Origin of the sequence: Geobacillus sp. FSL W8-0026, from assembly GCF_037966255.1 — a bacterium.
GTDB lineage: Bacteria > Bacillota > Bacilli > Bacillales > Anoxybacillaceae > Geobacillus > Geobacillus icigianus.
On the sequence record NZ_CP150194.1, the window covers coordinates 3326078 to 3352517 of the forward strand.

The 26440-nt window shown below is 48.9% G+C and carries 20 protein-coding genes and 5 pseudogenes; 6 read left to right on the forward strand and 19 right to left on the reverse strand.

The features are described from left to right. Window positions 1-3: 3 nt before the first annotated feature. Entirely contained in the window at window positions 4-834 is an 831-nt protein-coding gene (locus tag NST29_RS16685; protein WP_033018366.1) for a MetQ/NlpA family ABC transporter substrate-binding protein, read from the forward strand. A gap of 61 nt (window positions 835-895) precedes the next feature. Further along, window positions 896-2287 (forward strand): LLM class flavin-dependent oxidoreductase, encoded by a 1392-nt coding sequence (locus NST29_RS16690; RefSeq protein WP_033842967.1) that lies wholly within the window; start codon window positions 896-898, stop codon window positions 2285-2287. Window positions 2288-2408: 121 nt separating this feature from the next. On the opposite strand, the gene NST29_RS16695 is transcribed toward NST29_RS16690, so the two are convergent. The 8 genes and pseudogenes from NST29_RS16695 to NST29_RS16730 form a co-directional block, all read right to left on the reverse strand. Further along, window positions 2409-3194, reverse strand: a complete 786-nt coding sequence (locus NST29_RS16695) for an alpha/beta fold hydrolase (protein ID WP_081897157.1) — start codon at window positions 3192-3194, stop codon at window positions 2409-2411. A 234-nt stretch (window positions 3195-3428) separates the two neighbouring features. After that, window positions 3429-3712 (reverse strand): annotated as a pseudogene (locus NST29_RS16700) (transposase); the annotation flags it as partial. Between the two features lie 107 nt (window positions 3713-3819). Then, on the reverse strand, window positions 3820-4641 hold the full coding sequence (locus tag NST29_RS16705; protein WP_033842966.1) for a carbohydrate ABC transporter permease: 822 nt from the start codon (window positions 4639-4641) through the stop codon (window positions 3820-3822). After that, window positions 4641-5495, reverse strand: a pseudogene (locus tag NST29_RS16710) (sugar ABC transporter permease); the annotation flags it as partial. The pseudogene NST29_RS16710 and the gene NST29_RS16705, both read right to left, overlap by 1 nt. Then, window positions 5489-6229 (reverse strand): HAMP domain-containing protein, encoded by a 741-nt coding sequence (locus tag NST29_RS16715; protein ID WP_051985048.1) that lies wholly within the window; start codon window positions 6227-6229, stop codon window positions 5489-5491. The pseudogene NST29_RS16710 and the gene NST29_RS16715, both read right to left, overlap by 7 nt. Before the next feature lie 230 nt (window positions 6230-6459). Beyond that, complete coding sequence (locus NST29_RS16720) at window positions 6460-7473, reverse strand: sugar-binding protein (RefSeq protein ID WP_033018361.1); 1014 nt, start codon at window positions 7471-7473, stop codon at window positions 6460-6462. A 279-nt stretch (window positions 7474-7752) separates the two neighbouring features. Then, window positions 7753-8358: pseudogene (locus NST29_RS16725) on the reverse strand (transposase); the annotation flags it as partial. A 108-nt stretch (window positions 8359-8466) separates the two neighbouring features. Beyond that, complete coding sequence (locus tag NST29_RS16730; protein WP_033018359.1) at window positions 8467-9810, reverse strand: 6-phospho-beta-glucosidase; 1344 nt, start codon at window positions 9808-9810, stop codon at window positions 8467-8469. A gap of 108 nt (window positions 9811-9918) precedes the next feature. Between NST29_RS16730 and NST29_RS16735 the strand changes: the two genes are divergently transcribed. After that, window positions 9919-10686 carry a MurR/RpiR family transcriptional regulator gene (locus tag NST29_RS16735; RefSeq protein WP_033018358.1) on the forward strand — a complete coding sequence of 256 codons (768 nt, stop codon included), beginning with the start codon at window positions 9919-9921 and terminating at the stop codon, window positions 10684-10686. A 343-nt stretch (window positions 10687-11029) separates the two neighbouring features. Here NST29_RS16735 and NST29_RS16740 read toward each other — a convergent pair. The 3 genes and pseudogenes from NST29_RS16740 to NST29_RS16750 form a co-directional block, all read right to left on the reverse strand. After that, window positions 11030-11213, reverse strand: a pseudogene (locus NST29_RS16740) (transposase); the annotation flags it as partial. A 378-nt stretch (window positions 11214-11591) separates the two neighbouring features. After that, window positions 11592-13523 carry an ABC transporter ATP-binding protein/permease gene (locus NST29_RS16745; RefSeq protein WP_033018353.1) on the reverse strand — a complete coding sequence of 644 codons (1932 nt, stop codon included), beginning with the start codon at window positions 13521-13523 and terminating at the stop codon, window positions 11592-11594. A 15-nt stretch (window positions 13524-13538) separates the two neighbouring features. Then, window positions 13539-14282 (reverse strand): hypothetical protein, encoded by a 744-nt coding sequence (locus NST29_RS16750; RefSeq protein WP_339232464.1) that lies wholly within the window; start codon window positions 14280-14282, stop codon window positions 13539-13541. A 144-nt stretch (window positions 14283-14426) separates the two neighbouring features. Here NST29_RS16750 and NST29_RS16755 point away from each other — a divergent pair, with 144 nt between their 5' ends. Beyond that, window positions 14427-15596, forward strand: coding sequence for an IS256 family transposase (locus tag NST29_RS16755; protein WP_014194791.1), 1170 nt, complete (start codon window positions 14427-14429; stop codon window positions 15594-15596). A 143-nt stretch (window positions 15597-15739) separates the two neighbouring features. On the opposite strand, the gene NST29_RS16760 is transcribed toward NST29_RS16755, so the two are convergent. Both NST29_RS16760 and NST29_RS16765 read right to left on the reverse strand, forming a co-directional pair. Further along, on the reverse strand, window positions 15740-16117 hold the full coding sequence (locus NST29_RS16760) for a hypothetical protein (protein WP_339232467.1): 378 nt from the start codon (window positions 16115-16117) through the stop codon (window positions 15740-15742). A gap of 304 nt (window positions 16118-16421) precedes the next feature. Beyond that, window positions 16422-16559 carry a hypothetical protein gene (locus NST29_RS16765; RefSeq protein WP_324698749.1) on the reverse strand — a complete coding sequence of 46 codons (138 nt, stop codon included), beginning with the start codon at window positions 16557-16559 and terminating at the stop codon, window positions 16422-16424. A gap of 504 nt (window positions 16560-17063) precedes the next feature. Here NST29_RS16765 and NST29_RS16770 point away from each other — a divergent pair. Beyond that, window positions 17064-18254, forward strand: a pseudogene (locus NST29_RS16770) (ISL3 family transposase). Window positions 18255-18586: 332 nt separating this feature from the next. Here NST29_RS16770 and NST29_RS16775 read toward each other — a convergent pair. From NST29_RS16775 to NST29_RS16800, 6 genes are all read right to left on the reverse strand, one after another. Then, window positions 18587-19954: an FAD-linked oxidase C-terminal domain-containing protein gene (locus NST29_RS16775; protein WP_033023306.1), complete on the reverse strand. Its 1368-nt coding sequence runs from the start codon at window positions 19952-19954 to the stop codon at window positions 18587-18589. Window positions 19955-20032: 78 nt separating this feature from the next. After that, a complete protein-coding gene (locus NST29_RS16780; RefSeq protein ID WP_033023307.1) occupies window positions 20033-21010 on the reverse strand; it encodes an alpha-ketoacid dehydrogenase subunit beta in 978 nt (325 codons plus the stop codon). Then, window positions 21011-22090 (reverse strand): pyruvate dehydrogenase (acetyl-transferring) E1 component subunit alpha, encoded by a 1080-nt coding sequence (pdhA, locus tag NST29_RS16785; RefSeq protein ID WP_033023309.1) that lies wholly within the window; start codon window positions 22088-22090, stop codon window positions 21011-21013. 75 nt (window positions 22091-22165) lie between these two features. After that, complete coding sequence (locus NST29_RS16790) at window positions 22166-23458, reverse strand: dihydrolipoamide acetyltransferase family protein (RefSeq protein WP_033023311.1); 1293 nt, start codon at window positions 23456-23458, stop codon at window positions 22166-22168. Between the two features lie 882 nt (window positions 23459-24340). Beyond that, complete coding sequence (locus NST29_RS16795) at window positions 24341-24736, reverse strand: hypothetical protein (protein ID WP_033023314.1); 396 nt, start codon at window positions 24734-24736, stop codon at window positions 24341-24343. Then, entirely contained in the window at window positions 24723-25088 is a 366-nt protein-coding gene (locus NST29_RS16800) for a hypothetical protein (protein ID WP_033023315.1), read from the reverse strand. Before NST29_RS16800 ends, NST29_RS16795 begins: the two co-directional genes overlap by 14 nt. Before the next feature lie 278 nt (window positions 25089-25366). Between NST29_RS16800 and NST29_RS16805 the strand changes: the two genes are divergently transcribed. Continuing rightward, on the forward strand, window positions 25367-26353 hold the full coding sequence (locus NST29_RS16805) for a Gfo/Idh/MocA family oxidoreductase (RefSeq protein WP_033023316.1): 987 nt from the start codon (window positions 25367-25369) through the stop codon (window positions 26351-26353). The last annotated feature ends 87 nt before the right edge of the window (window positions 26354-26440 follow it).

Sequence of the window (26440 nt, forward strand, 5' to 3'; positions counted from 1 at the left end):
TTCATGAAGCGTTTTTCTTTTCTATTCGCCCTTATTGTATTGATCTTCGGAGCAACAGGCTGCTCATCATCCTCTTCCTCGGCACAAGAGGAAAAGAAAACGATCACGATCGGCGCCACCGCCGGTCCATACAGCGATCAAATCCGCGAAGCCATTCAGCCTTATCTAGAAAAGAAAGGATACAAAGTGAAATTAATTGAATTCAATGATTACGTGCAGCCCAATATCGCACTAGATCAGAAAGAAATTGACGCCAACGTGTTTCAAAACCAAATGTATCTTGAAAACTTCGCCAAAACACATCAAATGAAATTGCAGCCCTTGATCTCGATTCCGACCGTTCCAATCGGTTTATATTCAAAAAAACATACGTCCCTCGATGACATTCGGGACGGAACGACCATCGCCTTGCCGAACGAACCGGTCAATCAAGCGCGGGCGCTAACGATGCTGCAGCAGCTCGGCCTTTTAGAACTAAAGAAAGATGTCGAACCGACAAAAGCATCGGAAAAAGATATTGCCAAATTTCACAAAAACATCATTCTCAAACCATTGGATCCCGCTCAACTGCCGCGGGCGTTGGGCGATGTGGACTACGCCTTGATCAACGGCAACTTCGCCTTATCGTCTGGGTTAAAATTAACCGAAGCCGTCGCCTTAGAAAAAACGCCTGATTACTACTTGATCGTCGTCACCATCCGTCCGGAGGACAAAGACAAACCTTTTGTCAAAGATTTGATCGCCGCTTACAAATCGAAAGAATTCGCTAAATTGATCAAAGAAGATCCGAAGTACAAAGGATACGTATGGCCCGATTGGTTCCAAAAACAATGATCCATAGCAGCCGGCGGCTCGTCATCACGAGAGCCGCCAGTCTTGAAAGGAGGACAAATTGATGGATCAACCCCTATTATTCAATGCCTTTGAGATGGCAAGCGCGATGCATAATGCCCACGGTTTATGGAAGCATCCCGACAGCGAGCGCCACCGCCGCTACAAAGAGCTCCACTACTGGATCGAAATGGCTAAGCGCCTCGAAGCCGGGCTGTTTGACGCTGTTTTCTTTGCTGATGTGCTCGGGGTGTACGACACGTATCGACAAAGCAAAGATCCATCGATTCGCGACGGGATGCAATTTCCACTAAACGACGCTTCCTTAATCATTCCAGTCATGGCGAGCGTCACGACCCATCTTTCATTCGTGTTAACGGCAAGCACCACTTATGAGCACCCGTTCCATATCGCAAGGCGATTTTCCACGCTGGACCATCTGACAAACGGCCGCATCGCGTGGAATATTGTCACCTCTTATTTGCCCAATGCGGCCAAAAACTTTGGATTGGAGAGAATGATCGCCCATGATCAGAGATATGAGGTCGCGGATGAGTGTTTGGAAGTGACTTATAAGTTGTGGGAGGGAAGCTGGGAAGAAGGTGCCTTCCTCGAAGATCGCGAGACAGGCGTGTTGATTGATCCTGGCAAAATTCATCCGATCAACCATCACGGCGCCTTTTTCTCTGTCGAAGGTCCGCATTTATGCGAGCCTTCCCCGCAACGCACGCCAGTGTTGTACCAAGCTGGTTCATCCGAACGCGGGAGGGCGTTCGCGGCCAAACACGCGGAGTGTGTTTTCGTCGGCGCTCCGTCCCCCGAACGGCTGTCATTCTACATTCAAGACATTCGCCAACGAGCCGAGCGATACGGAAGAGATCCGCAACAACTGAAATTTTTCACCTTTTTAACGGTCATTGTCGCCAAAACGACGGAGCAAGCGGAAGCAAAATATGAACAATTGCGCCGCCTATGGAGCATGGACGCCGCCAAAGCCCAATTCAGCGGGGCGAGCGGCTATGACTTGGCTGAATATGAAGCCAAGCCAGCCGATGAACCGTTCTTGTTCCGCGCCACGGATCATGGACACTACAAAGCTGCTTCATTAACAAAAGACGCCACAAAACCGCTAACGATCGGTGAGGCGCTTCAAAAAGCCGGAACGCTCACACGGGAATCCGTCATAATCGGCAACCCGATACAGGTCGCCGACGCCATCGAAGAGCGAGCTCGGCGCTCGGGGGTGGATGGATTCAATTTAACCCATCTGATCACGCCCAAAGATTTGGACGATTTCATTGAATATGTCGTTCCCATCCTGCAACGACGCGGTCTATACAAAACCGCCTACACCCCTGGAACCATGCGGGAGAAGCTATTCGGGAACGGCCCGCGCCTGGCGCATGATCATCCCGCTGCCGCGTTCCGCCCGATCGGCTCACGAACAGACGGCTAGCTCTAGGACAGCCGTCTTCTTTCGCGACCAAGTCCGCCGCTTCAACGAGAAGATCAGAATAACGACAGCACAGACATTCGAAATGATAAGGTGCCCGCTCGTTCGTGGGCACCTTCCCTTGCTAGACGACCACCGCACGTTGGAAAAGCCAAGCCGTCGTGATCTGCAGCAACTGTTCTCGCGCGGAGACGGAAGAAAACGTGTGATCCGCTTCTGGGATGACTTGTTTGGCAAATCGTGAATCGGCTCGTTGCCCGAATGCTTCCCCATAGACATCTGCATACGTGACAGGAATTTCTTGATCGGCTATTCCATGGACAAGGAGGACATCACCCGGAAACTGTTTCGCCGCCTGCAACGGGTCGATGTCAACGAGCGAAGTGAAAAAGGAAGGGGACAATCGATATCCGCGGTACTCAATCGTTTCACCATCCGAGCGGCCATACCCATCTGTGGCAATGCGGACAATATCTGCATGTGGATACGCAACAGGCGCCCAAAGCACCAATCGTTCGACTCGCCGATCCAATGCAGCTGTGACCGTCGCCACCGCCCCTCCCAAACTATGGCCGAGAAGCACAAGCGGCCGACGCTGAAACGACGGAAATTGTTCCACTGTACGAATGACATCTCTCGTTTGTCGAATGAAATCATCAAATCGGTTTTTTCCATATTCTCCACTGCTCTCCCCACAACCAGCATAATCAAAACGGACGACTCCGACTCCGGCCGAAGCAAATCGTTCCGCTGCTTGGACAAACAACCGATCCACACCAATCCTCGTACCGATAAACCCATGACAAATGACAACAACAGGCACATCATCACGATCAACCGACACAGCTGGATCATGAATCGAAACCGCCAAGCGTTCCCCTCCGCTCTCAATATACTGGAATCGAATCAACTGCTCTCTCCCCTTTCACCCATCCTTTAATTCATAGTAAATAAATATGAATAGTATGTTTTTATGTTATCTTACCACGCTTTTGCATGACCGTCAACGTTCCCTATCGCTGCCCTACTCCACCAATCAGCTGGCAAGCAGGAGGCATGGAAGAGAAAAGAGCACACCATCCACCGGCAATATCAAGCATTCTTAACGCAATACCGGCAAGGGCCGGAACAAAGACACCGCGGCCACTCTTTCACTTTCATCATCCCCCATTTTGCTTACCAGAGCGACCGCGACCGGGTTGTCGCGGCGAATGTACTCACGCCATGGCAACTTGCGCAGTTCAACGGTAAGAAAATGGAAACCAACAACGGTTAGGAACGAAAACTGGATGGTGAACGAGGACGGTTCATTGCGGATGGTGTCATAGCTGAAGATGGCAATGGGCAGAATGCGGCGGCGGTATTTTCGAAACAATCGCTGACATAAAGGAACATGCGCTCGGGAAACGCCGGCTGCGTGTAGCGCTGCGAAGCGATCGCCTCCCTCACCCTCAAGGCTCAACTATTCTACAAGACAAAAGAGAAAAGCCGCCATGATGGCGGCTTGACGGAGACGTTTTCCGTTTTTCGCCCGTTCAACCCTTCACCGAACCAGCCAACAACCCACGAACAAAATATTTGCCAAGGAAAATGTACACAAGCAAGGTCGGCAGCGCTGCCAACAGGGCTCCCGCCATTTGCACGTTCCATTGCACGATTTGGCTGCCGGATAAGTTTTGCAAGGCGACCATGATCGGCTGTTTGTCCGATGTCGTGATCGTCACGGCGAACAAAAACTCGTTCCAAATGTTTGTAAACTGCCAGATCGCCACGACGACAAATCCAGTGATGGACAAGGGGAGCATAATATAACGAAAAATACGGACAAACCCAGCGCCGTCGATTTTCGCCGACTCAATCATTTCATCAGGAATCGCGGCGTAGAAATTCCGAAACATCAGCGTGGTGATCGGAATGCCGTAGACGACATGAACGAACACAAGTCCTGGAATCGTGTTGTACAGCCCGATTTCGCGCAAAAATTGGATCAGCGGGATGAGAATGCTTTGATACGGAATGAACATTCCGAACAAAATAAGCGTAAAAAGCGTATCTGCCCCCTTAAATTTCCATTTCGAAAGCACGTAGCCGTTGAGCGCCCCCAGCAGCGCGGACAACAACGTCGCCGGTACGACGAGCAGCAGCGAATTCCAAAAGTTTGGGGCGAGTTTGTCAAACGCTGTGGCGTAGCTGCTCCAATCGATGGTCGACGGGAGCTTCCACATATCGGCCAATGTCACTTCATCAAGCGGCTTCAAGCTCGTGATGACCATGACATACACCGGCATGAGGAAAAACACGCTCATGGCAACGGCCAGCGCATACAAAAACGGCCGGGCCCATACGGATCTCGCCATCACGATCCCCCCTTGCGGCTCGAGATAAGGTACGGAACAATAAAGATGGCCACCGATAGCAGCATCACCATGGCGATCGCCGCTCCGTTCGCATAATAGTTGCCGCGGAACGTCGTTTCAAACATGTACACGCCCGGCACATCGGTGACAAAGTTCGCCCCCGGCCCGGTCATGGCGTAAATCAAATCGAAAATTTTGAGCGAAATATGAGCCATAATGATGATGACGCTGACCGTGATCGGCCGGAGGAGCGGCAAGATGATTTTCCAATACAATTGAAACTCGGTCGCCCCGTCCATCCGCGCCGCTTCCCGCACCTCATCCGGAATGGCGCGCAGGCCGGCGAGATACATCGCGACGGCAAAGCCAGTCATTTGCCAAACAGCCGCCACAACCACCGCAATGATGGCGACCGGGATGCCAAATTCAATCTTGCCCCAATGAAATCCGAACAAGATGTTCGTATCCGTATACCATTTTCCATCCAAGCCAAGTGGTTTTAAAAACAAGTTGACGCCCGTTGACGGATTGAACAGCCATTGCCATACGACCCCGGTGACGACAAAGGACAAGGCCATCGGGAAAAAGAAAATGTTGCGAAACAACGACTCGCCGCGCAGCTTTTGGTCAAGCAAAATGGCAAGGAGTTGGCCGAGCACAATGACGGCGGCGATAAACAGCACCGTAAACACAAGCGTATTGCGCAAGTCGGCTTGAAAGCGGAAATCATGAAACAAATACAAATAGTTTTTCACCCCGGCAAACGACCAATCCGGCACAAGGGAGTTCCAGTTGCTTAACGACACATACCCGGTCCAGCCGATAAACCCGTACACAAATAAGAAAATCAATAATTGCGGCGCATGTCATTAAACGTGATCGTCAACAGCCGCAACTCATCGTTGGTCATCGGCTCAATATCCGGCCCGTCCAGCCGCCCGTCAGCGATGGATCGGGCAGCGCGCGAGAGAAGAATGATCGGCTTCGTTAAGTGGCCGGAAAAGAACACCGCCAGCAAGGCACCAAGCAACAACGTCGTGACAAACAATCCCATTCCCATATAGCGGAAATAGCGGTTGCGCTGCTCCACTTCATCGTACCGCCGTTGGTAGGCCGTCAGCTCATCGTCAATCAAGTTTAACGTTTCCTCTTGCAAAAAGGACGCAATGTTCATCGTTTCATGCAAGTGAGACGAGTACAAGCCAATATTTCCAGCTTGAAAATGATAGACGGTCAGCGCCGCCTCCTCCAGCAAACTTTCAATCATATGTTCATAGTTTTCCGCCGCCAGCCGGTCGGACAGCACCGGCAAGATGGCGCCGAGCTGCCGGCAGCGTTGCTGCAGCCAGCGGAACTCCCGCTCATAAGCGCGTGCATACCGTCCTTCTTTCTCCGAGACGTACGCATTGAGCTGTTCCATCATTCGGTTTGCCCGCTGCGACACCTCATTGAGCAACAACAATCGGCGCATCCGTTGATCATAATCGCTCATCATCTCTTCGCTCGTCTCATACAAAAGAAATACCGCTCCGTTCAGCAAAAGCAAAAAAACGGTAAAGCAAAGCAGCATCTTCGTCCGAATGTTCATCTGAATTCCACCCCGCTGTCACCGGCGCTTTGTCGCCTGCATCGTCCTGCCGCTTCCAGCCGAACGTGGCGAACGTCAAGTAGATCACCCAACGTTCTGAGACTGGGACGCTGGAAGCTTCCAGCCGAACGTGGTCGAACGTCAAGGCCGACCATCTCTCATGCTTTGGCGGCGTTCGCCAACCTTTCTCCGCTTTCCGCCTTCTCCCGACGGAGGCTTGGCAGGCACCTTCATGGCGTGTTGACCTCATAATTGCGCGCCGGGCGCAGCGGCAAGTCTTTTTTCCGAATGACTTTCGTCTCCGTATTCGTCATCGCCGGCACGTCTTTCCCGGCGACGATCTCGGCCATCAGTTGGACAGCCTTGTATCCCATTTCATACGGCTCCTGCACCACGGTCGCCGCAATCGTTCCTTTTTGCAAATAGCGGATCGTCTCAGGAAGCGTGTCAAAACCGATAATATACGTCTTTTGCTCCCGATGAAACTGCTCGACCACCTTGGCAACGCCAATCGCATCGAGCGCGCTCGTGCCGTAAAACGCATTCACATCCGGGTGCTTTTTCAAAATCGTATACGCCTTTTCCGCGGCTTGCACACGCGTAATGTGCGACTCTTCGATGGCAACGATGCGGATGCCTTTTTCCTGTCTCACCGCATCCTCAAATCCGCGCACTCGCAGCTGTTGGTGCGCCGCCGTCAAACTGCCGGTAATAATCGCGACCGTCGCCTTGCCCTTCGTATCCTCAGCTAACGCTCGTCCCGCAAGAAAACCGGCATAATAATTATCCGTTCCCACATAGGCGACACGTCGGCTCGTCGGGGCATCCGTATCGATCGTCACCACAGGAATATTTTTGTCCGTGATTTCGTTAATCACTGGGACAAATTCCGCTTCCGTCAACCCTTGGGTGATGATCCCATCGACTTTCGCCGCCGCGGCTTTTTTCAAAATGCGCAAATGCTCATCAATATTCGCCTGCCGCGGGCCGATATACTCAAGGTCAATCCCCAGTTCTTTCGCCGCCGCTTTCGCTCCTTTTTCCACGAGCCGCCAGTAATCATTATCGAGTTCCTCCGGCACAAGCACGAAATGATAGGCCTCTTTCGTTGTTTCCGGAACCCGTTCCTTCTCTGATTTTGGATACGCATACACGTTCCAAGCGCAATAGGCGGTGAAGGAAGCGCTTGCAAACAGCGCGGCGATGCCGCCCCCGTAAAACAGCCGTTTCCACCAATGGCGCATCTTGATCCCTCCTACCGCCATTGTACACGAACGTCGGGGCGCTAGCCTAGAAGGCCCGTGAAAAACCGCTGTCACACACGAATCGGCGGTATTTTCATTCAGAAAAGAAAGTTGATTCTACGAGGTTTCTCTAATTGAGAAATGGGTGGAATCAGCAGTATTTTGCATTAAATCACCGGCCTCCTAGAAGGCCCGTGAAAAACCACTGATTCCCTTCATCAATGGGAGAATGAGTGAAAAAACAGATTGGCTGCATCGGAACAGCGTCCCCTCCGCTTTTTACTCTTTCAACTTTTCCACCGCCTCCACTGGCAGTCCGGTCAACTCACAAATCGTTGGCACGTCATATCCTTTCTCTAGCATCCGTTTCGCAACGTCCATCTTGCCTTTTTCGATTCCTTTTTCCATTCCTTTTTCCATTCCTTTTTCAATCCCCTTTTTCATCCCCCGTTGCTCGTACGACACGATGAGATCCATCACTTTTTTCGCTTCCTTCGTTTCCATTTCATTCACCTCGTTTCGCAATTCGAGCTCCTCTTGTTCGGACAACCGCAAATACGTCTCAAAAAAGCCAAACAACAGCCGCTGTTTCGCTTCGTCAAGCTCCAAGCGGACGAGCATGCGCAAAAATTCTTTTTTCACAACCACTCTTTCACTTTCATTATACCCCATTTTGCTTAACAGAGCGGCGGCGACCGGGTTGTCGCGGCGAATGTACTCGCGCCATGGCAACTTGCGCAGTTCAACGGTCAGAAAACGGAAATCAACAACGGTTAGGAACGGAAACTGGATGGTGAACGAGGACGGTTCATCGCGGATGGCGTCATAGCTGAAGATGGCAATGGGCAGAATGCGGCGGCGGTATTTGATTTTGGCCTAGAATAAGGGGAATATGAATGGGAAAAAGCCCTTGTATTGTGCGGCTTTTCACGATGAAATGACAAAGCCGCCTGTCGCCGAGGCAGCTTTGTCCATCGTTTTCGAAGCGGCCGTTTAGCGCCCGGCCGCTGCTTTGGTCTGTTTGAAAAACTGCGGCAAGTATTCTTTATGCGCTTCCAGCATTTCGTCCAACATTTGTTTGGCGATGGTGTCAGACGGGACAAGCGGGTTGATCGTCATGGCGACGAGCGCGGTTTGGTAGTCGCCAGTGACCGCGGCCTCGGCAGCGACGCGCTCGAACGACTTGATTTGCTGGACGAGGCCGCGCACGGCGACCGGCAAGTCGCCGACAGCGATCGGCTTTGGTCCGTCTTTCGTGATGACGCAGTTGACCTCAACGGCCGATTCTGGCGGAATGCTGGCAATGGCGCCGTTGTTTCTCGTGTTGACCGGCTGAATGTCGCGCTTGTCGTTGTAGATGGAGCTGATCAAGCTGCAAGCGGCGTCGCTGTAGTACGCCCCGCCCCGTTTCTCGAGCTGCGGCGGCTTGATGGCCAAGTTCGGATCTTTGTACAGCTCGAACAGTTCTTTTTCGAGCTGCTGGACGACTTCGGCGCGCGTTCCTTTCGTTTTCGCCGCCTCGAGCTCCTCAGCCAACATTTTGTCTGTTTGATAGTAATACCGGTGGTAGGGGCACGGCAATACGTTTAACCCTTTCAAAAAGTCCGGCTCCCAGCCGAGGTCAACGATGTTTTTCATTGTCACTCCGGACCGATCCGGATGGGCAATGAGGTCGATTACCTTGTCGGTCACCTCGACGCCGTCGAGATAAACATGCAAGCCAAACACCATATGGTTCAAGCCGGCGAAATCAATGTGCACGCGGTCAGCATCAACGCCAAGCAGCTTGGCGACGCCCATGCGCATGCCGATCGGCACGTTGCACAAGCCGACGACTTTTTCCTGCTTCGTGTAGCGCAAGACGGCTTCCGTCACCATCCCGGCCGGGTTCGTGAAGTTGATCAGCCACGCATCGGGGCAAAGCTCTTCCATATCGCGAATGATGTCCAAAATGACCGGAATCGTCCGCAATCCCTTAAACAATCCACCCGGCCCGTTTGTCTCCTGGCCGATCACCCCGTATTTGAGCGGGATGCGCTCGTCTTTCGCCCGCGCCTCTAGGCCGCCGACACGAAACTGCGTCGTGACAAAGTCTGCACCTTCCAAAGCCCGGCGACGGTCGAGCGTCAAATGAATCTCGATCGGCACGCCAGCTTTTTCGACCATCCGTTTGGCCAGTGCGCCGACGATTTCGAGTTTTTCTTTGCCTTCCGGAATATCGACAAGCCACAATTCCCCGACTGGCAATTCATGATAACGCTTGATCAACCCTTCGACCAATTCCGGCGTGTAGCTCGACCCGCCGCCAATGGTCGCAATTTTCAATCGTTTATCCATGCTCGTCTTCCCCCTTCACCGTGTTAGACGTGATATAATGAATAGATGACGCAACCGTTGACCATCGCCCGGTCTCACGCGTCCTGTTCTGAAAAGCGAGGTGTAGGCATGTTTACCCCCGAACAAATCGCCCGGTTTTCCGAGTTGGATTATGCCATTTACGATTACGTGATGAAACATCCGCATGAAGTCGCGTACATGCGCATTCGCGAGCTCGCTGAGGCCGTCCATGTCTCGCCGCCGACCGTGCTCCGCTTTTGCAAGAAAGTCGGCTGCGACGGGTTCAGCGAGTTCAAAACGAAATGGAAGCTATACTTGCGGGAAAACGAACGAACGTCAATCATCAGCAGCCAAGAAGCATTGCGGGAGTTTTTCGAGCGGACGCTGACGGCCGACTACGAGCGGGCGATTTTTGCCGCTGCCGCCGTGATCGCTCAAGCGGATCAAGTCATTTTTGTCGGTTCCGGCAGCTCCGGCATTTTGGCCGAATACGGCTCGCGCTACTTTTCTGCCTTTCAAAAGTTTTCCGTCTACATCAAGGATCCGTTTTTTCCGATTTACGGCCATTATTTCAACAACTGCGCCGTGATCGCCTTGTCGGTGTCCGGCGAAACGCCGCACACGCTCGCCCAAGTGCACCGCTTGAAAGAAAAAGGGAGCACGATCATCAGCATCACCAACCGGAAACATTGCACACTCGCGAACATCTCCGACTATAACTTGACGTATTACGCCACCGCGGAGCGGATCGGACAGACAGATGTCACAACCCAGCTCCCGGTCATCTACTTGCTCGAACGGTTAGCGAAAGAAATGTATCGACTGCTAGGACGAGAGACGGAAACGATCGGAAAGGACAGCAACCCAACCGTTTGAGCCCAACTCTGCTGATTGCGGCAACGCCATCGCCTTGTTGTTGGCTCCATCTACTATTACTAAACCGCGCCTGAGGGCAAAAGTAAAGGGCATGGCACCCTGTTGTAACAAAAGGAAAACGAAAAACAACTGTTTCTGTATTGTAACGATATGTTACAAGAGCGAGAGCGGCTGGGCAGCTCACATTTCCCTTTTGAACAAGGTCAAAACGTTTATTCACTCACATTTCGCACCGTAACAAGGTAGAAACAGCGGATTTTTTATTTCAGAATCACTGTTTGACCAACACGACAAGTGATGGCAATCCTTTTTCTGCCATCGCTTGTCGTGCCGTATGACGTTGCACGTAAATGCTCTCATCCATGCCCAATCCCTGCAGAATCCTTCGCTGATCAGGATTGAGGAAGCGATCCAGTGCGCGTTGGATGCGTCTATCCGGCGGCTTGAACAGGACGACTTTCACATACTCAAACAAAAACCGCCTGTCCCGTCGGCCCGATCAGCTTGCGGCCTCCAGCCCCCTTTAGCAGGCTTTCCGATGCGGTGAACAGACACACAGCGCGAACCGGATTGGGCATCCGCTTCCGCCAGAGCGGCTTTGACGATTCGAAACAGCAATGGGCCTCTGGTGATCAAAGAGGAGTTGGCGGCTTTCGCCTTCTCATACTACCATTGGAGGTGAATCAATCACTGCACTTGGATGCATACGGATTACAATTATCTACTCTCTCTACGTCCCTTGATCAAACCAATGAAATTAGTGATGACAAGAAAAGTAGCAATGATCCACGCCGTATTGCTAATTGTCTCCCTAGAAACCAGCTTGTACAAAATAAAAGAAATGACCGATAGAATAAATACGATATTCATCCACTTCATCATTTTCACGCTCCACATCTTATTTCTTACTCATGTCGCAATGCTTCCACAGCAGGTTGTTTTGCTGCTTTATTTGCAGGGACAAAAGAAGCTAAAACACCTAACAGCCCGCTAAACAGAACAAGAAGTACAACTTGAATAAAACGAAACTGGAAAAGGTCCAAATTACTCTTTTTCATTACCGTCATTACAACATAATTTGCTGCTTTTCCCACTGTGATTGAACCTAAAATTCCGAATACTCCTCCAATGATGCCGATCAACATTCCTTCTGTGACAAATACGCGGCGAATATCTGAACGAAATGCACCGATTGCTTTTAAAATGCCAATCTCTCGAGTTCGCTCTAAAACACTCACGTATAAGACGATGCCAATCATAATCGATGAAACGATAAGCGATATGCCAGACAACATTCCCAATGCAATACTTGCGAAGGAGACATACTCATTAATTTCATTTTGACTTTCTTCATCTGTCTGCACTTTATATCCCATCTCCTTAATTTTACTCTTTAAAGGTGCTATATCCTTGATGGACGATGGGATAATTGTGAAAGATAGAGCACTTGTACTATTGCCTATCGATTCTTTCATAATCTTCTGTGACAATCCATAAGAAATTCCTACCGTATCGAGCAGAGGGATCGAATTATTCTTTACCACCCCTACTACCGTCGCATTAACGTTCACTGTCGGATAAATTTCTTTTAAAGACATTAACTGTACAACAAGTGACACATTTTTTCCAACAGCCTCTTTCGAATCTTTAAACAGTTTTTTGGCTATGCGCTCAGGTAGCACAATTTCATCTCTTTGATCGTCTGGAAACCTTCCTTTCACGATATATTTTTTCCCATATATGACCTCAGCATATCTTCTAGGAGACAAACTCTCAGCTGATGACGTAGCTTTTGCTCCTTCTTTCGTTTTCATACTTATTTGAAATGGATTGTACGGATAGATGTCCCTTACTCCTTTGATTTCCCTCAACCGGACAATGTCGTTCTCATTCAAAACCGCAAACTGTTCATTTGCTACACTTAAAGATGATTTTGCTGTCGCTTCATCTATCGAACTAGATAACTTTTCTTTAACACCATTGCCTAAAGCCATAATGATAGATAACCCAAAAATTCCGATTGATGCGCCTATAGCAGTTAAAATATTTCTCCATTTTTTATTTTTTATATTTCGAAATGACAGTTTGCAGGTGGTAAGCAAGTCTAGTTTTTTGCCTTTGCTTCCTATCCACTTATCCACATCTTCAACTTCTACTGCATGTGCAACATCCTCATCTTCAATAATTTTCCCATCTCTCATCCTTATGATTCGATCTGCATATGAGACTAACTCTTGAGAATGTGTAACAACCAACACGACTTTTCCCTGTTGTGAAATTTTCCTTAGTATTTCCATTATACGTGCTGAGTTTTCTGAGTCTAATGCTCCCGTTGGTTCGTCTGCTAATATAATGTCTGGATCGTTTGCTAGCGCTCTCGCTATTGCTACACGTTGCTTTTGTCCTCCACTCAACTGATTAGGGAGATAATTCAATTTATCTGCTAATCCTACCATATTTAGAAGCTCTATCGCCCTTCTTTTTCTTTCTTCTTTCGATTTCCCTAACAAAGTCATGCTCATCTCTACGTTTTCTAGAGCGCTCAAATGGGGAATAAGGTTAAAGCTTTGGAACACAAACCCGATCTTTTCTCGTCGTAGGCATGCCCATTCCTTTTCATTGAACTCCCGAACATTTATCGATTGAAAAATGTATTCTCCCTCATCCGCATAGTCTAAACCGCCAATAATATTTAATAAGGTCGATTTTCCACATCCTGACTCCCCTAATAAACAAATGAGTTGCCCTTTTTGAAGATACAGAGAAACCCCTTTCAACACCTCAATGCTTTCACTACCTAATTTGTAGTACTTTTTTATATTCTGCAGAATGATCAATGATTTCCATTCCTTTCAACGTAGAGATTTCTGTTTAGACAATTTATAAAGAAATAACCCAAAAAATATCAAAACTAAAAAATATGTTATTCCTTCGAAGAAAAGAATTACATATTGAAAATATCCCCCGATGTTAATGGACACATAATATATACCTACAAACCCTGCTGCTACTGACATAAATACAAATACTATATTCAGAATACCGAAAACTTTTATAAACTTCTTCTTAAAAATCTCTCTTTCATCAAAAAGAACTTCTTCGCCTCTTCCTAAAGCCAACTTCAGAGATTTCTCGTATAAATTAGGTATCTCAACAATGTTCGATAATATCCAGTAGCCGTCCAATTTTAAGAACGGCAAAATATTGGAAAAAATCATCAATACATTCCAAAGAATAAATGTCGCTAGCCAAGTTGACTGTCCAAAATATAAATCATAAATAATGGAGCATAAAGAAAATATGATTAGCTGAACGTAAACACCGGCAATGAGAGTAATTATTTTTTTCTTTTTCTCTTTGAAAGACCAAATTCCGCTCACATCACAATAAAGTGCAGGGGAGAAAAATATCAACAAGAAGCCTATTTCTTCAACTTTTCCTCCAAAATATTTACAAGCTATACCATGACCTAGTTCATGTAAAAAAATAACCAGAATTGTAGCAATATAAAAAGTTATGAGATCAAAGAAAACAAAATCTCTAAAAAAGCCATATGTAATTTGAGAAATATTTTTCAAAAGATCAATCAATCCCATCATAATAATCAATACTGAAAAAATCAGCAGCAACCGATGATGTATAAAATTTTGTGTAAAGCATTTTACTAGATCAAAAGAAAAAAGGTAGGGTATTCTCTGATTTGGACAAAAACACATTCCAGAGAAAGGAGTACCCTACCTATGTCTAAAAGAAATATACCGAATGTCGACTGGGCAAATCAACTGGAAAGCGTCATTCGTCAGTTTGTGAAGGAAAAATTAGAGCTGATTATGCGGGAAGAAATCAAACATTTCCTCGAAATCGAACAGGCTGGAACGCCGAATATGAGAAACGGCTACTATCAGCGAAATCTAGATACGCAATATGGCCGGATTGAGGGTCTTTTGGTTCCAAGAGACCGAAACGGGGAATTTCAAACACAGTTGTTTGCCCCTTATCAACGCCACACCGGCTGGCTGGAGGAAGCCATCATTAGGATGTATCAAAGTGGCATGAGTACACGGGAAATTGGCAAGTTTATCGAACGAATTCTAGGAAATGCTTATTCTCCAGCGACGATCAGCCGGATTACCGATGTCGTGAAGGAAGACATCGAGAAATGGCACAATCGTCCTCTACATCAGCGTTATTCGGTCTTATATTTGGATGGTTTATACGTAAAACTTCGTCGCGAAACCGTGGAGAAAGAAGTCATTTATGTGGTGTTAGGGGTGAACGAAGAAGGATATCGCGAAATTCTTGATTTCTTTGTGGGAGGACAAGAAAGTGCCTATGTATGGCAAGAAATTCTTCAAAACCTCTACCAAAGAGGCGTCAAGGAAGTGCTTCTGGGCGTATTCGATGGTCTTCCGGGGCTGGAGGAAGCTTTTCGCTCGGTTTATCCGAAAGCCGATGTGCAGCGTTGTGTCGTTCACAAAGTACGTAATACCTTACATCGTGTTCGGAAAAAAGATCAATTTGAAGTGGCAGAGGATCTCAAACTGATTTATCGCGCCCCGAATAAGAAGATAGCGTTACAGATGTTTCAACAGTTTGAGTCGAAATGGTCCAGCAAATATCCAAGAGAAGTTCAATCTTGGGCCAATGAGTTGGATGTCCTCCTTACATTTATGGATTATCCAAGCAGTATTCGAAGTGTGATTTACACGACGAATGCCATCGAACGAACGATCAAGGAGATTCGGAAACGCCTAAAGCCGATGAACAGTTTGAGCAGTTTAGAAGCCGCTGAAAAAGTCGTGTATTTGACCATTCAAGATTTTAATGAGAAATGGGCAGGGCGAAAGTTACGAGGATTTGCCGAAGCGCATGAAGCCCTTCAACGAATGTTTGAAGAACGCTACAATTAACCAAATATTGTAAATAAACAAATAAGCAAAGAAAGGGGATTTCCTCTGTCCACACAGGAGACTGAATATTCAGTCTCCTGTGTGGAGAAAATCAGTCCCCTATCAATTCAAATCCATTTCAGAGAAACCCTACCCCATTTACATTACACAAAATTCTTGACGGTACCCAGCAACCTATTAGCTGTTTTATTACTTAAAAATTTATTAACTATAAGATCAAGATATGTATCTGGATTAATTAACTTAAATCTATAGAAAAGTATATTTTTTCTTTCCTTCTTCACATCTCCAACCACACCACATTCCTCAAGAGCATGTATAAACTTACTGAAATCCTCTTCGTTTATTCTATACTTACTAAGCACAGCTTGCACATCTCGATGAACTGTTAGTTCCTGTAACATGTTAGCTTCTGGAACGCCTAATCTAAAATACTTACCATATCGTTTAATAATAAAGTAATCTTTATATTGAATGAATTCTATACCATTCATATCTAGGTTTTTGATATCGATAGTCAATGTCTTTCACCTCCCGCCAAACCAAGTAACGTTTTTTGAATTTATCGGTAAGATTCCAAAAATACGGAATCTTCCCTAAATACAGTATTATAAACCGAAAAATCCGTCGATAAAACCTCTAATAAAATCTTTAATCATCTGCCACTTACCAGGAGCAACAACTGACTCTAGCGACTCAACTTTAAAATTCATCATCTTTTCCCTCCTCGCATGTATTGTCTCTTACATCCATCCAAAAAATCTCCTAGGAGAAAAGTTCTTTAAATTAAACTGAGACACCAGCAAACATGGCTGAAACCGTTTTTTAATTATCAAAAAGACCGCCGAAAGTTATAATCCAGCTAACTACTTTGCCTGTGTAGTATCCAATCTGATAGGGGATAGATCCTTTACCAGGAGCAATGACGTTTTCTAAAACCTCAATCCTATAAGTAAGAACCATGGAAAATACCTCCTTGATTTATATTTTTATTAATAATATGGTATCGATACCATGTAAAACTATAACAAAAAAGAGAAAAAAGATCAATAAATTTTAACATAAATTTCTGTAGATGAGCAAATTTGCTAACATAAATTGACGACTAAACAAAAAAGGCTCTTCACCAAAAGTTGTACTTGATTTTTTCATACACATCTTACTTATGCATCTACGAAAGAACAGGAAATCAATCATTTTTTGCCTACACCTGTTCAGAGAAGTTCACCGTCTGTCAAGTACACGTTTTGGTGGGGCTGACCCAAAAGGTCGCCTTCTTTCAAGATAGACACAACATATAGTGCGGCAGAAGCAGTCAGTACGTATATATGGCGGCGAAAGAGGGCGTCCCGGTCCTTTTGGAACAACCTCACCAAATTTTGTAATTTAGTGACAAAAAAGAGAAAGCACTGACGAGACCCTGGCAATCATGTTAGCGGTGAAATCAACATGAAGGAGGTCTCGTAAGTGCTTTCTATACCACTAGGATTGCCAGAATGTAAAGTGATTAAACAAGAACTTCATTCCTATGGTTATGCGATTCATGTAGAGAAAACAGAGACACAGGAACATTGTCCTCATTGTGGGTTTGCCACTTCCTCTGTCCACGACAGACGGACAAGAAAAGTACGGGATTTGGCGATTTTCCATCAACCTGTGTACTTGTTCGTAAAGGTAAAGCGCTATCGGTGTTGGAATTGCTCTCAAGTGTTTTCCGCCTCTTTGGAATCGATTGCACCCAATCAACACTATACTAATCGATTTTGTGAGTACTTGTATGAACTTTGCGAAGGCTCCACCATTCAAGAGGTGAGCCGAAAGCACTGTATTCCATATACAACATTGGAACGCATTTATTACTCCATCGCATCAAAAAAAGCAAAAGAGCGTCAAACAGCGACGGAGGTATCTTCTCCAGAAGAAATGGTGCTTAGCTTAGATGAAATCGCGGTAAAAAAAGGACATCAGTATGAAACCATATTGATGGATGCCAAAGCTGGATCCGTCATGGGAATGCATGCCGATCGCCAATGTGACTCCGCTATCCACTTGTTGAGCCAAAAGGTCCTGTCGAAAGAAAGGGGTCAAACGGTGATTCTTGACATGTGGGAACCTTATCATAAGGCGGTTCGTGCCCTGTTTCCATCTGCTTCGATTGTCATCGATAAGTACCATGTGGTTCAAAAAGTGACACAAGCCTTGGATCAAGCAAGAAAGGAATGTTCCCCTTTGAAAAAGGCCCGATATCTTCTCTTAAAAGGCTGCGAAAAGCTTCGTCAGGACCAACGGCATCGATGAGACGATATCTTGGAGGAGTATCCGGTACTTTCCATTGCCTATGATCTGAAAGAGTTGTTTCGGGATTTTTACCGAACCGATGGATATAACGAAGCAAAGGAACGCTTGGAAGAATGGATTCAGTTAGCCAAACAGAGCCCTTTTGCTTCTTTTCAGGAAGCAGCCAACACGCTTGAAAGGTGGAAGGAGCCGATTCTTTCCTACTTTTTGTGTCCCTATACCAATGCCCGAATCGAGGGAACGAATCACAAGATCAAAAACATCAAACGCCGGGCATATGGCTATCGAAATCGGGAACGGTTTCGTTTGCGTGTATTTCTGGAGTGTACAGGGAACACTACAGGTAGTCAGGCTACCTAAACGCTCCCTTCTTCCGCTATCGGTATGATCGTTGGTAGAATGGAACCCGTCAAGGAAAGCACTTGACTGTTTCCATTCTACCCACTTCGTGGTCTGTATGCGGAAGAAGGATCTGGACTGATGAACCTATTTCATCCAGCTAACATGTTTCTAGGATTGAGTGGAAATCACAGAAAATGGTGAAGAACCGAAAAACATATCCATTTATTACAATATTAGATTCTCTAAAAACTCACAATTATGTTGTTGGAACACTTAGCGGATTTCTCCTTTGCACCGCCCGCCGATCAAAAGAAAAATCCCCGCCAACAGGCAGGGATGCAGAGCGTCCGCTATGGCAAAAAAATTTTCCCCGGATTAAGAATGCCGTTTGGGTCAAACAATTGTTTCAGCCGCTTCATCCATCCTACGGCATCGCCCTTTTCCTCGCGCAAAAACGTCCGTTTGCCGATGCCGATGCCGTGCTCGCCCGTGCACGTGCCGCCGCGCGATAAGGCGTAGCGGACGATATGAGCATGCACTTGCTCGATTCGCGCCATCTCCTCGGCATCATTCGGGTCAAAAGCAAGCACGGTATGGTAGTTGCCGTCGCCGACATGGCCGAAAATGGCGGCGGTCATGTTCTGCTCGTTGACAAGCCGGCGCGTATCGGCGATCGCCCCCGGTAGCTCGGACAACGGCACGCACACATCGGTCGAGAGCATCGCCTTGCCCGGATAGGCGGCTTGAATGGCGAACGCCGCATGGTGGCGCGCTTCCCACAGCTTGGCGCGAGCGAGCGAGTCGGTCTCGACCACAAAGGAAACCGCGCCTTCGGACTCGCACAATTCTTTGACGAGTTCCGTCCCATCGTCCACGCTTGCCCGGCTGCCGCTCAATTCGATAAACAGCGTCGGCTTTACCGGATAATCCGTCTGTTTGTATGCGTTAACCGCGGCGATCGTCGCCTCATCCACGAGCTCAATTTTTCCGGGCTCAACGCCCGCTTTCAACACGGCAAACGCCGCCTGCGCCGCGGCCTCAAGCGTCGGAAAGCACGCTTTGATGGCCGTTGTTGCCTCCGGAATGCCGTGCAGGCGGACGATGAGACGGGTAAAAATCCCTAGCGTCCCTTCCGATCCGACGAACAAGCCGGTAAGATGATAGCCGGCAGACGATTTGACCGCCAAGCTGCCCGTTTGGATGACCGACCCGTCGGCAAGCACCACGTCAAGGCCGAGCACGTGATCGCGCATGACGCCGTATTTGACGCTGTTCGTGCCACTGGCATTCGTTGCCGCCATGCCGCCGATCGTCGCGTCCGCCCCCGGGTCGACGGGGAAAAACAGCCCGTATGGCTTGAGCGCTTGATTGAGCTGCAACCGCGTCACCCCCGGCTCAACGATGGCAAGGAAATCGTCGGGTCGGATGTCAACAATGTGATTCATTTGCGTCATATCGAGGCTGATGCCGCCTTCAACCGGAATGACATGCCCTTCCAAACTCGTGCCGGCGCCAAACGGCGTCACAGGGATGCGGTGCTCGTTGGCAAACGCCAACACTCGGCTCACTTCCTCCGCCGTTTTTGGAAACACGACGACATCCGGTTGGCGCGGCGTATGGTAGGCGATGCCTTTGCTATGGTGCTCAAGCACCGTTTCGTTTTGGCTCACCCGCTCTCGATCGCCGATCAGTTCCAGCAGCGATTCATATACACCCATCGCTCTCCCCCTTTTGTCTATCGAATGGCCCGGCCGCACCAGCCCCCTTCCATCACCGGGCGCTGGGCAGCCCATCCGTCAGTAGCGCAGCAACGTTTCGATTCCTTCCGCGATACGAGCTGGATTCGGCAGCCAATCATCTTCCACCGACGGCACCGGGTATGGCGTGTCATACCCGGCGACGCGCACGATGGGGGCTGAGAGGGCGAATAGCGCCCGCTCGCTGATCAAGGCCGCCACTTCGGCGCCGAATCCGCTCGTTTTCACCGCTTCATGGACGATCATCACCCGCCCCGTTTTTTCGACCGAGGCGAGGATGGCATCGATATCGAGCGGCTGAAGGCAGCGCAGATCGATCACTTCCGCGTCAATCCCTTTCGTCCGCATCTCATCGGCCAGTTTGGTGACAAGCGGTACGGTTGCCCCCCACGTAATGATCGTCAAATCTTCTCCTTCTTTCACGACCCGCGCTTGGCCGAGCGGAATCGTGTACGGTTCTTCCGGCACCTCCATCCGAAACGCCCGATACAGCTTCATCGGCTCCAAAAACAGCACCGGATCATCGTCGCGAATGGCGGAAATGAGCAATCCTTTCGCATCATACGGATTGGATGGCATCACGACTTTCAAGCCCGGAGAATGAGTAAACAGCGCCTCCAGCGCATCGGAGTGCAGCTCCGGCGTCCGCACCCCGCCGCCGTATGGGCTGCGCACGACGATCGGGCACGAAAACCGCCCGCCGGAGCGGAAGCGAATGCGCGCCGCCTGCGCAGCGAGCTGGTCCATCGCTTGATACACAAACCCAAGAAATTGGATTTCGGCAATCGGCCGCATGCCATTGATCGCCAACCCGATCGACGTGCCGATGATGCCGGATTCAGCCAGCGGCGTATCGAACACACGGTCAGGGCCAAACTGCTCCAGCAACCCGTCCGTCGCCCGGAAGACGCCGCCGTTTTCGCCGACATCCTCGCCAAGCACGATGACGCGCGAGTTGCGCTCCATCTCTTGGCGCATCGCTTCATTGATCGCTTCGATCATCGTCAATTCAGCCATTTATTTCACCCCTTTTGCCTGCTTGCGCCGCATCACTTCCGCTTTTTGCTCGGCAAGCAATTTCGGCGCCTCGCTGTACACATAATCGAATACATCGGCAATGGAACCGGATGGGCTGGCAATGGCGGCCTCATACGCCGCTGTCACTTCCGCGTTCACTTCCGCAACGAATGCTTCTTCCTGCGCCTCCGTCCACAACCCGCGCCGCGCAAGCAGCACACGCACGCGGTGGAGCGGATCTTTCCGCCGCCACGCTTCGACTTCTTCCGGCCGCCGATACTTCGTCGGATCGTCCGCCGTTGTATGCGGCCCAAGCCGATACGTGAGCGCCTCGATCAACATCGGCCCTTCCCCGCGGCGCGCCGCATCGACCGCCTGTTTCATCGTTTCATACACCGCCAACACGTCGTTGCCGTCAACCAGCACTCCTTTCATCCCGTAGGCAAGCGCCTTTTGCGCGATCGTTCGGCTCGCCGTCTGCTTGGCGTACGGAACGCTAATCGCATACTGGTTGTTTTGACAGAAAAAGATGACCGGCACGTTGTATACCGCGGCAAAGTTCATCGCTTCATGAAAATCGCCTTCCGATGTCGCTCCGTCGCCGAAATAAGCCACCGATACGTGCGGCTCGCCTTTCAATTTCGATGCCCACGCGCAGCCGACGGCATGCAGCGTCTGAGCGGCAATGATGATTTGCGTCGGAAAAATGTTCACCCCATCCGGCATCCGCTTTCCCGACAGGCGGCCCTGCACGTAATGGAAAAACTGTTCAAGCGGCATGCCCTGCAACAAACAGACCGCCACTTCGCGGTAGCTCGGGAAAATCCAGTCGTCGTTTCGGAGCGCAAGAGCGCTGCCGACTTGCGCCGCCTCTTGGCCGCTGAACGGCGCATACGTTCCAATCCGTCCTTGCCGCTGCATGCGCAACAGCCGCTCATCGATGACGCGCGCCCGCCGCATCGCTTTGTAGGCGTTAAGCAGCCAGTCATCAGAAAATGCTGCGATTTTCGCCTCATCTCCGCCCCCGTTTTCATCGAGAATTTGCACCATCTCGATAGACAGCTCATTTGGATCGAACATCGAATCCCCTTCCATCATTGATTTGCTGATCACGGCCTGAGTCAGTTCACCCAAAGAAAGCGAACCGACGGCTGCCTACCGAACATCGAGCAGCAGCACTTCCGGATGGCTCAAATAGTGCGCCACCGTCCGCATAAACCGTCCGGCCGGCTCACCGTCAATGACACGGTGATCAAACGTGAGCGAGATCCCCATCATGTCGCGAATGACAATCTCATCGTCGATCACGACCGGTTTCCGCTTGATGGCATGCGCCCCGAAAATCGCCACTTCCGGGTAATTGATGATCGGCTTCGCAAACCATCCCCCGCCCGCGCCGGTGCTCGTGATCGTGAACGTGCTTCCTTGCAGCTCCTTAAGGCGAAGCGCCTGGCGGTGCGCTTTCTCGGAAAGTTCGGCGATTTCAACGGCCAACTCGCGAATCGATTTTTGATCGGCGTCGCGGATGACAGGCACCAACAGTCCCGCCTTCGTCGCCGTCGCGATGCCGATGTGATACCGTTTCTTCAACACGATTTCATTCGTCTCTTCATCAAGCGAAGCGTTAAACATCGGATATTCCTTCAGCGCCCTTGTCACCGCCTTAATGATAAACGGCAAATACGTCAGCTTGATCTGCTCCTTCGCCAGCTCGCTGGCAAGGCTTTTTCGAATCTCGACGAGCTTCGTCACGTCGATCTCGTCCATCCCGGTCGCATGCGGCGCCGTATACACCGATTTCACCATTTTTTCGGCGATTTTTTTGCGCAAACCGCGGAGTGGAATGCGCTCTTCTTCCTCAAACAAGGCATCCAAGCCCGCGATGGATGTCCATGTGGCTATACTCGCCTGCCGTCCTCCAGCCGCGCCGCCGGTCGGCAGGGCATCTTTCTTCGCTTCGTCCCTTGCCGCCACCGTCGCGGCCGCCTCCCGCTCCCTGACATACCGCTCCAAATCGGCGAGCGTCACCCGGCCGCCTTCGCCCGTTCCTTCCACTTCATCGATCGGAACGCCCAACTCCCGCGCCCGCTTGCGCACCGACGGCGCCGCAATCGCCCGTTTGCGGGCCGGACGCGGCGCTTCTCCATGAGCAGCAGGCACAGGCTCCCGAACCGAATCTTCAGTCGGCGCCGCTTCCCCCGCGACCGCCGCCTCGGTTTCCACGACAATCAACGGCTCTCCCACCTTGACCGTCGCCCCTTCCGGCCCAGCAAGCGCCACCACTTTCCCCGCCACCGGCGTCGTCATTTCGACCATGGCCTTATCAGTCTGTATTTCCGCAATCGGCTGATCGGCGTTGACGACATCCCCTTCACGGACGAGCCAGCGAATAATTTCGGCTTCATGCAGCCCTTCGCCAATATCAGGCAACTTAAATTCATAGATCATAGCGATATCCCCTTCCTCTTCTTCTCGTATTGCGATTGGAAACAAACAAATGGTGCAGCATCGATGGTGTGGAAATCATGAGGAAATACAACAGTTAAGCGCTTACAATAGATGCGGTGAGAATCGTTTTTTCTACCAAAGCACCCAATTAATATTCCGAATTTTCTAACCTACAAACTTTATGATAGTATATAGATTGTGGCGCTGTCAATATAAGGAGAACGGACATTTTCCACCTGCTTCGACAATCAGCGACAGCCGTCTCTATTATCAAAAAAATAATAACATGATTCCATTCACCCAAAACAACAGGAGCGGATCCAAAACGATGAGGAGGCAGTTTTTCACAACATCATAGAAGGACGTGAAAAACGACTTTCGCGCGCAAATTGGTGGCATTGGTGCAAAAAAGAAGTTGATTCTACATAGATTAAGTTGCCTTTCCGTCAAGGATATGTTAAACGATTTCATTGCACTATATATTAAAAAACCACCCCAGACGGGATGGGCAGAACATTGTAAATACTCAATTTACATAATCAATCACTATAGACGTCTTTTAAAAAAACCAACTAACTTCATAGTCGACCAGACAATAACAAACACCACAATATAGATCGTTATAAAAATAACAACGCCTTTCAAAAAAAGAAGGGGAACACCTTTCCATCCTTCTTTCAACCAACTCATATACAAAAAACACACAAGAAATGCAAAGAATGCAATGTAATTTTTTTTCATAGCTACTTCCTCTTTAGCTCTCCACGAAAAGTTTGGATTTAGCTGCGTCAAAACTTGTCCCTTCTCACGTCATAAGTAGCGATCATTTTGGATACAAACCTATACAAAACACCGGTATATTGTGGTAGTTAACCTTCTCGTTCAAACTTTAAAATCATAAGTGGATAACATACCATTATCTCGGAAACCAAACGTCCTTATTTCTAAATCCCACTTGAAGCCAAAGGGCATAATATGAACTGCCCAAATACCATCTGGTTTTTCTAAATGAAGAAAAAAAGAAAAATGTACAATGGAAAATACTTTTTGTATAGCTTTTTTCTGATCAAGTTCTATCTTCACTCCAAAAATCGCTTCTCCATACGGGTGATGCCATATCATTTCGACAAATTTATCTGTTTTTTGCACATTTGAAACAACACAATGAACAATACAATATTTATCAAGTGGCGTAAAGACTTTTTTAATATCTAAAGGATTGCGATCACTATCAAGCTCGGCACAGCTATTTACACTACACAACTTAATAACGACCACCGCCAATTAACTTATGAAGTTTATTCTCAACCTTCGTTATGCCGTTGTCAATTGCCTTCCCTACTTTTGTGCTGTCAAACCATTTTTCTACTGCAGCGACTTTGTTCATGCTCCCGATTACATAACTTCCTGCGAAATATCCCGCTACCGCTCCCTTGGCGGCCCCTTTTGCAGTTTCGGACGCCACTTTTCTTTCTAACATAGTAAATCCTGTAGTTGCAGCTTTATACGCTCTCACTCCATTGCCTATTCCACCTGTCGCCATCCCAACAATGTTAGAAATCGTATTACTCCTCAAATCGTCCGCTATAGAACTGACTACCCAATGCGCGACTTTTTGGATTTTGTTCATCGTATCCCTCCTAGCGAAAAATTAATTGACAAAATAATCATAAAAAAAAAACATATGTCAACTCTTTTTTAGAATAAATTGTATATAATGAAATGAAAAACTATCTTGAATACAAGACATATGCTGAGATAGCAATTCTAATTGTTTTTCTTCTTTTCTCGCCATTTTCACCCCGTCTTTTTTAACAAGGTAGTGATCCAATCCGGTACAACAAAACCCATTTTCGCTCAATCAATTATGCTAAAATGAAGGACGACGAAAATGAAAGGAGAAGGATCATGGTTCGATTCGCAACAATCGGCACAAACTGGATCACCGAAGCGTTTATTGGCGCCGCGCGGCTCATCGATTCCTTTGAACTCGCCGCCGTCTGCTCGCGGACGGACGAGACAGCGAAGCGGTTTGCGGAGAAGGTTGGCGCGCCGCGCACGTTCACCGATTTACACGAACTGGCGAACAGCCCTGACATTGATGCCGTCTACATCGCGAGCCCCAATGCGTTCCACGCTGAACAAGCGATTTTGTTGATGAACCACGGCAAACACGTCCTATGCGAAAAACCGCTCGCCTCGAATGCGAAAGAAGTCGAGGCGATGATCGCAGCGGCCGAACGAAACGGCGTTGTTCTGATGGAGGCGATGAAGTCAACGCTCATGCCCAACTTCGCAGCCATCCGCGAGCACCTGCCGCAACTCGGCCGCATCCGCCGCTATGTGGGGAACTACTGCCAATATTCATCGCGCTATGACGCCTACAAACAAGGGACGGTGCTGAACACCTTCAACCCCGCTTTCTCGAACGGGGCGATCATGGACCTTGGCGTCTACTGCCTGTACCCGATGGTCGTTTTGTTCGGCAAGCCCCGCAGCGTGAAGGCGCAAAGCGTGAAGCTCGCATCCGGCGTTGACGGCGAGGGAGCGATCGTGTTGGATTACGGGGACATGGATGCAGTCGTCTTTTATTCCAAAATCACAAACTCGCACTTGCCTTCAGAAATCCAAGGCGAAGACGGAAACATGATCATCGACGCCATCCATACGCCGGCGAAAATCGACATTCGCTACCGCGACGGGCGCGTCGAGGACATCACCGTCCCGCAAGACAAACCGCCGATGTATTACGAGGCGAAAGAGTTTATCCGTCTCATCGAAAGCGGGGAACGGGAGTCTGCCATCAACTCGCACCGCCATTCGCTTTGGACGATGGAAATCATGGACGAAGCGCGAAGACAAACCGGCATCCTCTTTCCCGCCGACGAGCGATAAATGAAAAGTTCCAACCGGGTCTGTGTAAGGACCGGTTGGAACTCTTTTTCAGGCGGTTCTTTTGCCTCATCGGATTCCGTTGATAAG

Excerpts from the sequence above, each read along its gene's own strand:
- NST29_RS16720 (WP_033018361.1), bottom strand. The coding sequence starts at position 7,473 with ATGCGCCATTGGTGGAAACGGCTGTTTTACGGGGGCGGCATCGCCGCG.
- NST29_RS16775 (WP_033023306.1), bottom strand. The coding sequence starts at position 19,954 with ATGGGTGTATATGAATCGCTGCTGGAACTGATCGGCGATCGAGAGCGG.
- NST29_RS16780 (WP_033023307.1), bottom strand. The coding sequence starts at position 21,010 with ATGGCTGAATTGACGATGATCGAAGCGATCAATGAAGCGATGCGCCAA.
- NST29_RS16805 (WP_033023316.1), top strand. The coding sequence starts at position 25,367 with ATGGTTCGATTCGCAACAATCGGCACAAACTGGATCACCGAAGCGTTT.
- NST29_RS16705 (WP_033842966.1), bottom strand. The coding sequence starts at position 4,641 with ATGGCGAGATCCGTATGGGCCCGGCCGTTTTTGTATGCGCTGGCCGTT.
- NST29_RS16685 (WP_033018366.1), top strand. The coding sequence starts at position 4 with ATGAAGCGTTTTTCTTTTCTATTCGCCCTTATTGTATTGATCTTCGGA.
- NST29_RS16750 (WP_339232464.1), bottom strand. The coding sequence starts at position 14,282 with ATGGGATTGATTGATCTTTTGAAAAATATTTCTCAAATTACATATGGC.
- NST29_RS16730 (WP_033018359.1), bottom strand. The coding sequence starts at position 9,810 with ATGGATAAACGATTGAAAATTGCGACCATTGGCGGCGGGTCGAGCTAC.
- NST29_RS16690 (WP_033842967.1), top strand. The coding sequence starts at position 896 with ATGGATCAACCCCTATTATTCAATGCCTTTGAGATGGCAAGCGCGATG.
- NST29_RS16765 (WP_324698749.1), bottom strand. The coding sequence starts at position 16,559 with ATGGTTCTTACTTATAGGATTGAGGTTTTAGAAAACGTCATTGCTCCT.
- NST29_RS16790 (WP_033023311.1), bottom strand. The coding sequence starts at position 23,458 with ATGATCTATGAATTTAAGTTGCCTGATATTGGCGAAGGGCTGCATGAA.
- NST29_RS16755 (WP_014194791.1), top strand. The coding sequence starts at position 14,427 with ATGTCTAAAAGAAATATACCGAATGTCGACTGGGCAAATCAACTGGAA.
- NST29_RS16735 (WP_033018358.1), top strand. The coding sequence starts at position 9,919 with ATGTTTACCCCCGAACAAATCGCCCGGTTTTCCGAGTTGGATTATGCC.
- pdhA (WP_033023309.1), bottom strand. The coding sequence starts at position 22,090 with ATGTTCGATCCAAATGAGCTGTCTATCGAGATGGTGCAAATTCTCGAT.
- NST29_RS16715 (WP_051985048.1), bottom strand. The coding sequence starts at position 6,229 with ATGAACATTCGGACGAAGATGCTGCTTTGCTTTACCGTTTTTTTGCTT.
- NST29_RS16800 (WP_033023315.1), bottom strand. The coding sequence starts at position 25,088 with ATGAACAAAATCCAAAAAGTCGCGCATTGGGTAGTCAGTTCTATAGCG.